Annotated in this window: 12 protein-coding genes; 4 read left to right on the top strand and 8 right to left on the bottom strand. The window is 41.5% G+C overall.

Annotated elements, in window-relative coordinates; genetic code table 11:
• Positions 1-25 precede the first annotated feature (25 nt).
• Positions 26-835, bottom strand: a complete 810-nt coding sequence (locus HUW48_RS24325) for a class I SAM-dependent methyltransferase (RefSeq protein ID WP_182413400.1) — start codon at positions 833-835, stop codon at positions 26-28.
• Between the two features lie 63 nt (positions 836-898).
• Positions 899-1,288: a 30S ribosome-binding factor RbfA gene (gene rbfA / locus HUW48_RS24320; protein ID WP_182413399.1), complete on the bottom strand. Its 390-nt coding sequence runs from the start codon at positions 1,286-1,288 to the stop codon at positions 899-901.
• A 366-nt stretch (positions 1,289-1,654) separates the two neighbouring features.
• Here rbfA and HUW48_RS24315 point away from each other — a divergent pair, with 366 nt between their 5' ends.
• Complete coding sequence (locus HUW48_RS24315; protein WP_182413398.1) at positions 1,655-3,064, top strand: hypothetical protein; 1,410 nt, start codon at positions 1,655-1,657, stop codon at positions 3,062-3,064.
• A 94-nt stretch (positions 3,065-3,158) separates the two neighbouring features.
• Here the strand turns inward: HUW48_RS24315 and rpiB are convergent, their stop codons facing one another.
• The 3 genes from rpiB to HUW48_RS24300 all read right to left on the bottom strand — a co-directional run bounded on the left by rpiB (position 3,159) and on the right by HUW48_RS24300 (position 5,845).
• Positions 3,159-3,593, bottom strand: coding sequence for a ribose 5-phosphate isomerase B (gene rpiB / locus HUW48_RS24310; protein WP_182413397.1), 435 nt, complete (start codon positions 3,591-3,593; stop codon positions 3,159-3,161).
• 103 nt (positions 3,594-3,696) lie between these two features.
• Entirely contained in the window at positions 3,697-4,536 is an 840-nt protein-coding gene (tatC, locus tag HUW48_RS24305; protein WP_394368437.1) for a twin-arginine translocase subunit TatC, read from the bottom strand.
• Between the two features lie 34 nt (positions 4,537-4,570).
• Positions 4,571-5,845 carry a serine hydroxymethyltransferase gene (locus HUW48_RS24300; protein WP_182413396.1) on the bottom strand — a complete coding sequence of 425 codons (1,275 nt, stop codon included), beginning with the start codon at positions 5,843-5,845 and terminating at the stop codon, positions 4,571-4,573.
• Positions 5,846-6,303: 458 nt separating this feature from the next.
• Here HUW48_RS24300 and HUW48_RS24295 point away from each other — a divergent pair, with 458 nt between their 5' ends.
• Positions 6,304-6,441 carry a hypothetical protein gene (locus HUW48_RS24295; RefSeq protein WP_182413395.1) on the top strand — a complete coding sequence of 46 codons (138 nt, stop codon included), beginning with the start codon at positions 6,304-6,306 and terminating at the stop codon, positions 6,439-6,441.
• A 28-nt stretch (positions 6,442-6,469) separates the two neighbouring features.
• Here the strand turns inward: HUW48_RS24295 and HUW48_RS24290 are convergent, their stop codons facing one another.
• The 3 genes from HUW48_RS24290 to HUW48_RS24280 all read right to left on the bottom strand — a co-directional run bounded on the left by HUW48_RS24290 (position 6,470) and on the right by HUW48_RS24280 (position 9,878).
• Positions 6,470-7,264, bottom strand: coding sequence for an alpha/beta fold hydrolase (locus HUW48_RS24290; protein ID WP_182413394.1), 795 nt, complete (start codon positions 7,262-7,264; stop codon positions 6,470-6,472).
• A 270-nt stretch (positions 7,265-7,534) separates the two neighbouring features.
• On the bottom strand, positions 7,535-8,932 hold the full coding sequence (gene fumC / locus HUW48_RS24285) for a class II fumarate hydratase (protein ID WP_182413393.1): 1,398 nt from the start codon (positions 8,930-8,932) through the stop codon (positions 7,535-7,537).
• Between the two features lie 361 nt (positions 8,933-9,293).
• Positions 9,294-9,878, bottom strand: a complete 585-nt coding sequence (locus tag HUW48_RS24280) for a hypothetical protein (RefSeq protein WP_182413392.1) — start codon at positions 9,876-9,878, stop codon at positions 9,294-9,296.
• A 333-nt stretch (positions 9,879-10,211) separates the two neighbouring features.
• Between HUW48_RS24280 and HUW48_RS24275 the strand changes: the two genes are divergently transcribed.
• On the top strand, positions 10,212-11,072 hold the full coding sequence (locus HUW48_RS24275; protein ID WP_182413391.1) for a sugar phosphate isomerase/epimerase family protein: 861 nt from the start codon (positions 10,212-10,214) through the stop codon (positions 11,070-11,072).
• Between the two features lie 65 nt (positions 11,073-11,137).
• The gene (locus HUW48_RS24270) at positions 11,138-12,382 is read left to right on the top strand and encodes an MFS transporter (protein WP_182413390.1); all 1,245 of its coding nucleotides are present in this window, start codon (positions 11,138-11,140) and stop codon (positions 12,380-12,382) included.
• Positions 12,383-12,533 lie beyond the last annotated feature (151 nt).

Genomic DNA, 12,533 nt, shown 5'->3' with positions numbered 1-12,533 from the left:
AACTTTTTAACTTTTCAACTAACAGCTACTTCCACGCTTTTACGATTAAACCGGTGCCCGAAGCGTGTTTGTTATTCGTATCTAACCAATTTAAAATTAGGCAAAACGGAAAAGTAATTAGGTAATAGAAAGGTAATAATAAGAAAAAAGCTTTGGATTTACCCAACAGCAGAATAGGGTACTTCATTGAAAGCCGCCACGATACCTGACCGGGTTTGCCATACGAATACCGGGCTTGCACTTGCGTAAAACCAGCAATCTTAAGTTTATCGGCTATTTCGTTTATATTATACCCATCGCGTACATGTTCTTCAATAAAAGAACTTTCGTCGTTGTCATGTACGTCGGAGCCACCTTGGTCAGAAGGGGTAGAGATAAGCAGCATGCCGCCTTTCTTAAGAGACGCGTAAATATTTTTAAATACTTCTACGTCTTCCAGAATATGTTCCATCACATCCACGGACAAAGCCAGGTCAAAAGTTTCCGGTTGCTGAAAAGTTACTAAATCGGCTACAGTAAAATGTACTTTAGGGCGGCCAATCTGCTGGAAAAATTGATTACTATCGGCTATTTGTTCTTCTTTTACATCAACGGCCAAAATCTGCCAATTCGAGCTCATGCCCGACAGGTAATACGTATACTGCCCGTAACCCGAACCCGCATCTAATATAGAAATAGCTTTAGAACGTTTGCCCTGCGCCCAAGCCCGCAGTTCTTTGTGTACGTGCCAGGTACGAAGTAAGAGTAAATCGAGTAAGTGGTAAAATAAGCGTCTGAGAAAGGGAGTTTTATTAAATGCTTCGCCGAGAGCGCGTTTTATCGGGTCGTATTGCATGCCAGATTTGCAAAAAAGTAAGAGCGCAAGTTACGCCTGCGCCTATTAATAGAGCTGAAAAATTTATTTTTCTTCTTCGGTTTCAGAATCTTCTTTATCGGCGGGAGGTATATCTAAACCAGAGAACAATTCATCCATCCGGGCAGCGTATTCGGCCGTATCATCCAGATAAAAAATTAATTCCGGAATAACCCGCACTTGATTTTTTATGCGTTGCGCCAGTAAATGACGAATGGTTTTGGTATTTACTTTTATTTCCTGAAGTAGTTCTTTCGCGTTAGCACCCACCAACACACTTAAATATACTTTAGCCACGCCTAAATCGGGCGATACCCGCACGACACTCACCGACACATATGCCCCTTGAAACAAATGCGAGCATTCCCGCTGAAACACTTCGGCTAACTCTTTCTGAATCAGTTTCGCGAACTTTTGTTGTCTTTTACTTTCCATCTGCCTGCAAATATCACATTATTTTCGCACTTTTACCTGCTTGATACTTTACGTATAATTAAAAATTATGAATCAAGCCTTGGTAATTAGAAATTGAAAATTATGAATTAGTAATTGTTTTTACCTGGAAAGACACTCCTAATATTAATGAAAGTGCCTTCTATAGATCTACCTAATCCTAAATAGTATCCACATGCATCCATATTAAGTAAAGAGACACAAGTATCATGATATTAGATGTTAGACTTTTTTGATAATAAGTAACTGCTTAGTAATAGTATACCATCAAGCATCTACATCAAGTATAGTAAATTAATTTTGTCTGGTTACTTTAAATAGTCTTCAAAATTTCTAATTAAATAAAATTTGATTGGTTACTTCCGCAGCCTGCTTTTGTCGCGGCTTTTTTCTTTGGTACTACTATTTCTGGCTATTCGGATGCCTTTGGTATTTTGGGGCATGCCGTTAACCCTACCAGAGCTGAAATCGATGGTACTCGGCGAGCGCATGGCCGATGGTTACCTGCTGTACCGGGATATCTTCGATAGCGAAGCACCACTAGCGGCCGGTATCTTTTGGTTGATTGATTTGCTGGCGGGCCGTTCTTTACTGGTGTACCGGGTATTACCCATTATCTTACTTTTTTTACAAGCCATTCGCCTGAATTCAATTTTTAACCGGCACAACGTACACTCCGAACGCACTTTTATACCCGCTTTACTTTATTTAGTAGGAGGCAGTGTTTTTTTTGAGCTCGATACACTCACGCCTCTGCTACTGGGCATGACCTTCGTGGTGTTCTCGCTAAATTATTTAATTTCTTTTTCGAAGGAAGGAGAAAATAACCGGCAATTATTTAAAGCGGGCTTTATTTTAGGATTAGGTGCTTTATGTTATTTACCGTTAGTGTTGTTCTTAATAGTAGCTTTTTTTGCTATAATTTTATTCGCTTCCAGTTCTCTGCGTAGCTCCTTGCTGTTATTATGCGGATTTATTTTTCCCTATAGTTTGGTGCTTACCTATTATCTCTATACCAATACTTTAACTAATTTCTTCGACTTTCATTTATTTCCGAACTGGAATTTTCAGGTAGATTTTTTATTAGAACCCTTAGCTGTTTTTAAAATTTTACTATTACCGTTGCTCTTTTTAGTTATTAGCGTGGCGTATAATATTGCAAACGCACCGGGGCTAAACTATCAGGTTAAAATTTTGCAGCTAATGCTTATTTGGCTACCGGTAGCTATTGCAACGGCAATTATTGGCAAGAAAATTTCCACGGAAGCATTGCTGCTGCTTTTACCTGCTTTGGCGTATTTTGGTACGGCATTTTTTCTGCACTTTCGGAAAGCTTTGGTCCGGGAAGTATTTTTTCTGATATTTTTGGTAGGTATTATGTTGCTGCGTTATAGCCCTTTTTTAGGCTTAGCCCCTTTACTAAAGATTAATACGCCTAATTTATTTATTAGCTCAGATCCTAAATACCAAGCTATTCAAAACAAAAGCTTTCTGGTGCTTAATCGTGATTTAAATTATTATATTCATAACACCGTAACTACGCCGTATCTGAACTGGGAAATTGCGCAGCGCGATTTTAAAAAGCTCGATACCTACCAGGCAGTTTATCAAATTTACCGACACATTGCACCCAACTACCCGGATTATATAGTGGCCGACCCAAAGCTTATGCGCGAGCTACAGTATAAAATTCCTACTGCGTTCAGCAACTATAAACCAGTAGCGAACAATCAGCAGCTTTTTGAAAGAGTTAAATAAACAAAAGCCCGGTAAGCATAAACTTACCGGGCTTTTGTTTATTTAAATTTACTTTATTTAAGAGTTATGCAGCCACAATACTTTCTTTGTAAAATTAACAGCTAATTTTGGAAACTCTTGTCTGATGGCGGCCACCTTCAAAAGAAGTGCTTAAAAATTCTTCCACCATTTCGTGGGCAATCTGTTCTGTAACAAAACGGGCCGGAATACAAAGAATGTTGGCATTGTTGTGACTGCGGGCTAATTGGGCTAATTCGGGTAACCAGCACAAAGCCGCTCGTACTTGCGGGTGCTTATTAGCAGTTATAGCTACCCCATTTCCACTGCCGCAAATTAAAATACCAAAGTCTACTTCTTTATTCTCCACCGCTTTTGCCAAGGGATGCACGTGGTCGGGGTAATCTACTGACGCATCTGAATCGGGACCAAAATCGCGCACGGTATGCTTTTGTTCCTGTAACAAAGCTATTAAGTTCTTTTTATACTGGTATCCGGCGTGATCGCCGCCAACGGCAATTACTAATGCCATAATAATTAAAGTATAGGTTTTAAGTTAAAGATTATCAATGTATTACCCAGTAGAACCGTACCAGTAGTAAAGGCTATGTTCCGTTAAGAACTTACAATTTTACTTATCCGTTTAGTTCTTCGTTCAAACGTTTTATATCATTCTTCCGGACAACCTTTGCAATAGTAATACTTACTTCGTACAATAAAAGCAACGGTATTGCAATCAGCATCATACTCATTACATCGGGCGGAGAAATAACGGCAGCCACAATTAAAATAACTACCACTGAGTGCCGGCGATATACTTTCATAATTTCGGGAGAAAGAATACCGGCTTTTGCCAGGAAGAACACGATCATGGGCAACTCAAACATGAGCGCACAGGAAAATGTCATGGTAGTAAGGGTAGAAATGTAAGAAGCTAAGTCAAACTCATTCAGAATGCTGGCATCTACCTGGTACGAAGCCAAGAAATTAATAGATAGAGGAGCTGCTATGAAATAACCGAATAACGTACCCACGAAAAATAAAAAGGATACAAAAAACACAGCACCCCTTGAGTTCTTCTGTTCGCGTGGGTACAAGCCTGGTTTTATAAAGCGCCAGATTTCCCAGAAAGTATACGGAAAGGCCATTACCAAACCTATAATAGCCGATACCGTCATGTGCGTCGTAAACTGGCTACTCATTTCCCGACTTTGCAGCGTAAACGAGATTTTATCGATGCATAATTCAGGTCGGCCCAGATAGGCACCTAGTTCGCATAACTTGCGGTAAGTAAAGAAATCCGGGCGCGAAGGCCCCAGAATTAAGTCATGAAAAATAAAATCTTTCGAAAGGAATGCCGCCGTGGCAAAAACCAAAATAGATGCTACCGAACGAATTAAATGCCATCTTAATTCTTCCAGATGGTCGATAAACGACATTTCGTTTTCACCACTTACTACAATTTCTTCTTCCACCGCTGCTTCTCCGGGCTAGATGTAAATACTGATTTTAAAAATTAAATAAAGGAACGTTACTCATCCAAGCGTTTATTTCCTGCTTCACAGCGCTAATTTTGGCGTCATTATCATAATTGGTTAGAACTTCGTCGATTAAGGCTATAATTCGTTCCATATCATTTTCTTTTAAGCCCCGCGTGGTAACAGCCGCCGAACCAATACGCATCCCCGATGTAACAAACGGCGATTTATCATCAAAAGGCACCATGTTTTTGTTAATCGTAATATCGGCTTTAATTAAAGTATTCTCTGCTAGTTTACCAGAAAGGCCTTTGGAACGTAAGTCGATTAACATTAAATGATTATCGGTACCACCTGAAATTATCTGGTAACCGCGCTCGGTTAACGCTTTGGCCAGCGCTTTCGCATTTTTTTGTACCTGAATTATATACTGCAAATATTCTTCGGATAAAGCTTCGTAAAATGAAACTGCTTTAGAAGCAATAACGTGCTCTAACGGACCACCCTGCGTGCCCGGGAAAACAGCGGCATCTAATATGGAAGACATCATCCGGAGATCGCCTTTCGGTGTTTTTAAGCCCCAAGGATTTTCAAAATCCTGCGGCATCATTATCATGCCACCCCGTGGTCCCCGCAAGGTTTTGTGCGTGGTAGTTGTAACAATATGGCAATATTCAAACGGATCGTTTAGTAAACCACGGGCAATTAACCCGGCCGGGTGCGAAATATCGGCCATTAACAAAGCGCCAACGGCATCGGCTGCTTCGCGTAAGCGTTCGTAATTCCAATCGCGGGAATAAGCCGATGCGCCGCAAATTATTAACTTTGGTTTTTCTTTTACGGCAATATCATATACTTTATTCCAATCAATTAAACCAGATTCTTGTTCTACCCCGTAAAAGAGTGGCTGGTATAATTTGCCAGAAAAATTTACCGGCGAACCGTGGGTTAAATGACCACCGTGCGATAAGTCAAATCCTAATATTTTATCGCCGGGATTAATAACTCCAAGCATAACGGCTGCATTGGCTTGTGCGCCTGAATGTGGCTGCACGTTTACCCAGGCCGCATTAAACAATTCTTTCGCCCGATCAATCGCTAACTGTTCTGCCTGATCGACAATTTCACAGCCGCCATAATACCGTTTGCCGGGCAAGCCTTCGGCGTATTTGTTGGTTAACTCGCTGCCCATTGCCTGCATTACCTGCTCCGATACAAAATTTTCGGAAGCAATTAACTCAAGGCCGTGCATCTGGCGTTCTTTCTCCTGGCGGATTAAATCAAAAATGGCGGTGTCTTTCTGCATTTTAAATAATTATTGAATGATAAAGCGAGCCCAAAATTACAGTAAGAAGTTTAATAAACCAATGCCATTTTTTAGCTAAATCTATATTAAGATCAACGCGTTCTATTGTTCGGATTAAAGCACATTGCCAGTATAAACGACAAAATTTTAAATTCAGATTGCGGAAATAAAAAAGGAAAGCATTTGCTTCCCTTTCCCTAAAAGTATGGAATGGCATATACCAGCTAGTATTTACTAATTCCCAGAGCAGTTATGAGAAAGAGGCAAAACCAGTTGGTTATCAAAATAGGAGTGTCCGAAACGTGAATAACCCAGTATAAAGAAAGCAAAGATATGTAGAATAAGAATTGGTTATGAAAACAAGAGGCTTTCGGTAAAGGATTTACTAAATTACCTATCTGAAAGCCTGCTAGATGCGTTAGCCACGAAGATGAAGGTGGATTTTCAAGTCAATATGTATGCTCTTGCTTTATGCTGGGCTCATCGAGGAACAGCACGGCGGTATTAGCAGGGGCTACTTTTTGAGCCAGGGCTATTGCTTCCCGGAAGGCCGGCGTTTGCCCGATTATATTCCAGAAGGTATAATTATAAAATAAAGTGTGTTCCGTCTTTCGGAACGGTTTATTAATCGGCTAAACAGGATTCTATAACGGAGGTAGTTTCTAAAGGAGAACTTAAATTGGGGCAATGACCAGTAGCTTGCAATTTAATAAACACACTTTCTTCTATTACCTGGCTCATGAAACGGCCTACTTCTTCCGGGGCAATCATATCGTCTGAACATTGTAGAATATAAGTCTTGGTTTTGACCAAGGCTAAATCCGACCGATTATCTGATAAAAAACAAACTTGAGCAAAATGCTTCGCTATTTCCGGGTGGGTATTGCAAAAACTATCTGTCATTTCTTGAACATGAGCAGGATGGGGCTTATTGCCTAAGATAAACTGAGCAAAGGTAAGAGACCAGTTTACATAGTCTGTTTCCATGTGGTTCAGCATATCCTGAATATCCGTATAAGTAAAGCCGCTGTAGTATTCTTCCTGCTGAAAATAGCAGGGCGAAGGCCCAACCAGAATGAGTTTTTGGAAATACTCTGGTTGACGGATCGCACTTAAAATACCAATCATGGCACCAACGGAATGACCAATTAAAATAACATTGCTTAAGTTAAGTGCCTGGCAAATAGCCAGTAAATCTTCGGCGTATCCGTTCAAGGAATTATACTTTTGCTTATCATAGGCAGATAAATCCGAATTGCCCGCTCCTACATGATCGAACAGAACTATTTGGTAGTCGGTCACAAAGTTGGCTGTAATTAAACGCCACATGTTCTGGTCACAACCAAACCCATGACTAAATAACAGCGTTTTATCTCCCTGCCCGAAAACCTTTACATTGTTTCTTTTTAAAACGTCCATTCTGTGTATAAAGCTGTTTCGTATTTTTCTATTTAAAACCCCATCCTTATTGCGGAAATAACAGCAAGTAATCTAAAGGATTTCTTAAAAATGAGCAATGATCCCATTAGCTACTTGTTTTAAGTAAAAATACGAAACAGCTTCTTTAGATGGGTAAATGCTACAAAATAATTTTAAGATAATTAGATAAGAAAAAAGCGGCCTTTTAGAAAGCCGCTTTTTTCTTGTGTTTCAATATAGATTTCTGGCGATGCAGCCAGTTGGTAAGTATTATTTCAAAGAACCGGTCATATCTTCCGGACGAACCCATTCGGTGAATTGCTCATCAGTTACGTAACCGGTGGCGATGGCAGCCTGGCGTAAAGTAGTGCCTTCTTTATGGGCTTTTTTAGCAATTTCGGCGGCTTTGTAGTAGCCAATGTGCGGGTTAAGGGCCGTTACCAGCATTAAAGAGTTTTCCAGGTGGCGCTGAATAATTTCGTGGTTGGCCTGAATACCATCAGAGCATTTTTCGGTAAACGATACGCAGGCATCGCCTAATAACCGGGCCGATTGTAACACATTGGCGGCGATCAATGGTTTAAATACGTTCAGTTCAAAATGCCCCATCGAGCCACCTATTGAAACCGCTACATCGTTCCCCATTACCTGGGCGCACACCATGGTTAAAGCTTCGGGTTGCGTAGGATTTACTTTACCCGGCATAATAGACGAACCCGGCTCGTTATCCGGAATAATAATTTCGCCGATACCACTCCGGGGGCCGGAAGAAAGCATGCGGATATCGTTACCAACTTTCATTAATGCCACGGCGGTGCGTTTTAAAGCGCCGGATAATTCTACCATGGCATCGTGGGCGGCTAAAGCTTCGAACTTATTAGGAGCTGTAACAAACGGGAAGCCGGTAAAATCGGCAATTTTTTGCGCTACTAAAACGTCGTACCCTTGCGGCGTATTCAAACCAGTACCTACGGCAGTTCCGCCCAGAGCTAATTCTTTTACTACTTCCAAAGCGTTTTTAATGGCGCGCATGCTGTTATCAATCTGCTGCACATAACCCGAAAACTCCTGACCTAGCGTAAGCGGAGTGGCATCCATAAAGTGGGTGCGGCCGGTTTTTACCACGTCTTTAAATTCTTCTACTTTGCGCTGCAAGGAGTCGCGCAGGGTTTGCAGGCCTGGTAAAGTGATTTCGGCTACTTGCTTGTAAGCCGCAATGTGCATGGCCGTCGGAAAAGTATCGTTTGACGACTGCGACTTGTTTACGTCGTCGTTGGGGTTAATTTGTTTTTTTTCGTCGTTTAAAGAACCGCCCAGTAATACGTGCGCACGGTTGGCAATTACCTCGTTTACGTTCATGTTGCTCTGAGTACCCGAACCCGTTTGCCAGATTACCAGCGGAAATTCGCCGTTGTGCTGACCAGCCAAAATTTCGTCGCACACCTGGCTGATAATATCGCATTTATCTTGAGTTAATACGCCTAGTTCTAAGTTGGCGTGGGCAGCTGCTTTTTTGAGGTAAGCAAACGCATACACTATTTCTTTGGGCATGCTGCCTTCCGGACCAATTTTAAAATTATTGCGCGAACGCTCAGTTTGCGCTCCCCAGTATTTATCGGCGGGCACGTTTACCGGTCCCATGGTATCTTTTTCTACGCGAAATTCCATATTGTTTTTCTTAAAAGGTAAGTTTTACAAAACGGCTCGAAAGTAAAGAATAAATTTCCGAAAGCAGAGCGGATACTTCTTAAAAAAGTAAGTACCCCCTCGACCAGGCAGCCTCTCCTCCTCTGTTTTTAAGGGAGGAGAGGCTGCTTGGTTCATTAAATTCAGATGTTCTTTTTCGTGAGTGTCGTCGTCCGGTCTATGGCTGATGGAGTATTTAGCTTCTCTTAGTAAAAGTAAATCGGTTGGCCCGGCCAGAGGCCTACCGGAGTAGACACGAGCGAAGACGCTCGCGCTAGATTTTCTACCAGAGAACTTAACGGCCCTGTCCTCAAAAAAGGAAAGGTGTCGCAAGCGAAGGAGTTTACAAGTAGTTGAGTAACAGTAAAACTAAACCAATTACTACTACTAAGCCGCCTAAACCATACAGGAACGGAACAACCAGACCTAATAATACCAGTATCAAACCAATTACAATAATTTTAATAGCTACATCATTGGTTACCGGTCCAGCTGCCTGAACTTTTTTAGTATCTGCTTTCTTTAGTTGTTTTATTTCTTTTTTGGCTTTTTTTACTTCTTTAAAAGCCGTTTTCAAAGCTGTTATTTTTTCTTTCCGGGTAAGGTCTTTGGTTTCCGGAGCCGATACAGCGCTAGTAGACTTTGCTAATTCAGTAGCCAGAGCCTTCGCATTTATTTGGGCAGATGTCGAAATATCTTCTGCGGCAAGGGCCGAAGCAGCAGGCTCCGTACTGGCCGTTAAAGAACCGGCAGCCTGGTTGGTAGTAGCCGCCACTTTAACAGGTTCTGCTACTTTTTTGTATTCAGTTGGGTGGTTCGAAAACAAGAGTCGCTGCGGCTCGTGGGCACAGGAGCTAACTAAAATTGTTAAAAGAAGAGCTAGAAAAGAATTAACCGGACGGGCAAAAAAAGAGATAAAGTTTTTCATAGGATAGCGGATTAAATAATTTAACCCTAATATACTCTTGCTTGAATAAAAAAGATTTGTTTTTTACCTGCCTAAAAGCGGCTTCCCGCGGAATTAAGTAAGATTCAGGTAACTAATTAAACGAATTACCCGCATGTCTTTATTTTTTCTGCTAAAATTGAGCCGCCGCCGAGTTGCACAATAAGTAAATTACTACTTTTAATGGTGCTTTTTTTAGGGTAAAAGGAAGAGTAATTATGGTCTCTAATCTGCTTTTATAGCCCCGAAAAAATCTGCCTTAAAAAAGCGGAATTATGCTTAAAAATGTTTTCATTTGTTAAAACCCTTACCTTTATGACTAAAATAAGCCGTCGGGATTTTACTTCTTTGGCCATAACCGGAGTTGCCGGATTGTTGCTTCCCCGGGCCCTACAAGCCGCTAAGCCGGGCGTTATCATCGGGGTGCAAAGTTACAGTTTCCGCGATCGTTCCCTTGACGAAGCTTTAGCGGCCATGCAGGAAATCGGGCTGAAAAGCTGCGAACTCTGGAGCGGGCACCTGGAGCCGAAAGGTATTTCCAGAGAAGAATTAACGGCCTGGCGCAACAACAAAGCTTTAAGCGTTTGCCAGGAAGTAAAGCAAAAATTTGCGCAGGCAAAAGTGAACATTCAAGCCTTCAATTATTCATTCCGCGAAGATTTTTCGGATGCTGAAATAGAACAAGGATTTAAAATGGCGCAAGCCTTAGGTACCAACACCATTACTTGTTCTTCTACGGTAAAAGTAATGCCCCGGGTAGGTAGGTACGCTAATCAGTATAAAATTAAGGTGGGCATGCACAACCACGATCATACCGAAGACCCGAATGAGTTTTCAACTCCCGAAAGTTTTACGAAAGGAATGGAAGGCAGTAACTCGCCTTACGTACAGATGAATTTAGATATAGGCCACTTTACGGCGGCTAACTTTGATGCGGTAGAATACATTAAACAACACCACGCTAAAATTTTGTGTTTGCACATAAAAGACCGCAAGCGCGACCACGGCGCAAACCTGCCTTTTGGCGAGGGCGATACTCCTATTAAAGCTGTATTAACCTTGTTGCGCGATAATAAATGGAATATTCCGGCTAATATTGAGTACGAATACAAAGGTGCGGATACCGTAGCCGAAGTAAAAAAATGCTTTGCATATTGTCAGAAACAACTTGCCTGAAAATTAAAGAATTTAATTAAAAAGAAGACCAGCCCAGCCAGGACTGGTTTTCGCATTTCTAGTGTATGATAACCACCTCTTCTCCTACTCAGCCTTCTAAAATAAAGCAATTATTGCAGATACCGGTAGTGGTAGCTGCCTTAGGGTATTTTGTAGATATTTACGATTTACTATTGTTTAGCATTGTGCGGGTTCCTAGTTTAAAAGCTATGGGCTTAAGCGGCGACCAATTGCTCGAAGATGGATTTTTCCTGATTAATACCCAAATGAGCGGCATGTTGGTTGGGGGCGTTTTATGGGGCATTTTAGGCGATAAAAAAGGTAGATTATCGGTGCTGTTTGGTTCTATTTTACTGTATTCGCTGGCGAACATTGCCAATGGATTTGCTACTAATGTTACCCAGTATGCTTTGCTTCGCTTTATTGCCGGTATTGGCTTGGCCGGCGAATTAGGTGCCGGTATTACTTTGGTGGCCGAAATTTTACCTAAAGAAATCAGGGGTTACGGTACATCGCTGGTAGCTTCAGTAGGTATTTTGGGGGCAGTATTGGCTTATTTTATGGCCGATTTATTTGACTGGCGCATTGCTTACTTTATTGGCGGTGGTTTGGGTTTGCTGCTGTTAGTATTACGGTTCAGCGTATTTGAATCCGGAATGTTTACAAACGTAAAAGAGCAAGAAGTAGCCCGGGGTAATTTTTTTCAGTTATTTTCTTCGGGAGGTACTTTTATGAAATACCTGCGCTGCATTTTAATTGGTTTGCCTATCTGGTTTGTAATTGGCGTGCTGGTTACTTTTTCGCCGGAATTTGCCGTAGCTATGGGCATTAGTGAGCCGGTACAGGCAGGTAAATCGGTGATGTTTGCGTACCTGGGTTTATCCGTTGGTGATTTAAGTTCCGGCTTAATTAGTCAGTACTTTAAAAGTAGAAGAAAAGTAGTATTAGGCTTTATTCTGCTGAGTATGGTATGCGTGCTGGGGTATTTGCTGGTAGATTTACCTACAGCCGAAGCAGTTTATTTTGTTTGTATGGCCTTAGGATTTTCTATTGGCTACTGGGCTTTATTTGTAACTATCGCCGCCGAACAGTTTGGCACCAACATCCGGGCTACCGTAGCTACAACCGTTCCTAATTTTGTGCGGGGCAGTTTAATTCCGGTAATCTGGCTGTTTGACTATCTTAAAACGCATGCCGGCTTAATGCAAAGCGGCTTAATCGTGGGCACGCTCACCTTTATTATTGCCTTGATAGCGCTTTGGGGGATGTCCGAAACTTTTGGAAAGGATCTGGATTTTATTGAAAGATAGAAACTGCCACCTCCTACAAATTGGGCAACATTAAATAGTATCCGGAGTACTTATTTAAAAAGAAGTACTTATTTACAATTAGATCGTATTTTCGCCAAATAATCCTGACCCCTTGAAAATGGGTGGGCGAATTTTAAATTTTAAAATATCC

Origin of the sequence: Adhaeribacter radiodurans, assembly GCF_014075995.1 — a bacterium.
In the GTDB taxonomy this organism is placed as follows: domain Bacteria; phylum Bacteroidota; class Bacteroidia; order Cytophagales; family Hymenobacteraceae; genus Adhaeribacter; species Adhaeribacter radiodurans.
This window is presented reverse-complemented; position numbering and strand designations above follow the sequence as displayed.

What these genes read in the sequence shown, in the direction of transcription:
- HUW48_RS24295 (WP_182413395.1), top strand. Translation starts at nt 6,304, where the DNA reads ATGCTCTTGCTTTATGCTGGGCTCATCGAGGAACAGCACGGCGGTATT.
- fumC (WP_182413393.1), bottom strand. Translation starts at nt 8,932, where the DNA reads ATGGAATTTCGCGTAGAAAAAGATACCATGGGACCGGTAAACGTGCCC.
- HUW48_RS24325 (WP_182413400.1), bottom strand. Translation starts at nt 835, where the DNA reads ATGCAATACGACCCGATAAAACGCGCTCTCGGCGAAGCATTTAATAAA.
- HUW48_RS24280 (WP_182413392.1), bottom strand. Translation starts at nt 9,878, where the DNA reads ATGAAAAACTTTATCTCTTTTTTTGCCCGTCCGGTTAATTCTTTTCTA.
- rpiB (WP_182413397.1), bottom strand. Translation starts at nt 3,593, where the DNA reads ATGGCATTAGTAATTGCCGTTGGCGGCGATCACGCCGGATACCAGTAT.
- HUW48_RS24300 (WP_182413396.1), bottom strand. Translation starts at nt 5,845, where the DNA reads ATGCAGAAAGACACCGCCATTTTTGATTTAATCCGCCAGGAGAAAGAA.
- rbfA (WP_182413399.1), bottom strand. Translation starts at nt 1,288, where the DNA reads ATGGAAAGTAAAAGACAACAAAAGTTCGCGAAACTGATTCAGAAAGAG.
- HUW48_RS24270 (WP_182413390.1), top strand. Translation starts at nt 11,138, where the DNA reads ATGATAACCACCTCTTCTCCTACTCAGCCTTCTAAAATAAAGCAATTA.
- HUW48_RS24290 (WP_182413394.1), bottom strand. Translation starts at nt 7,264, where the DNA reads ATGGACGTTTTAAAAAGAAACAATGTAAAGGTTTTCGGGCAGGGAGAT.
- HUW48_RS24275 (WP_182413391.1), top strand. Translation starts at nt 10,212, where the DNA reads ATGACTAAAATAAGCCGTCGGGATTTTACTTCTTTGGCCATAACCGGA.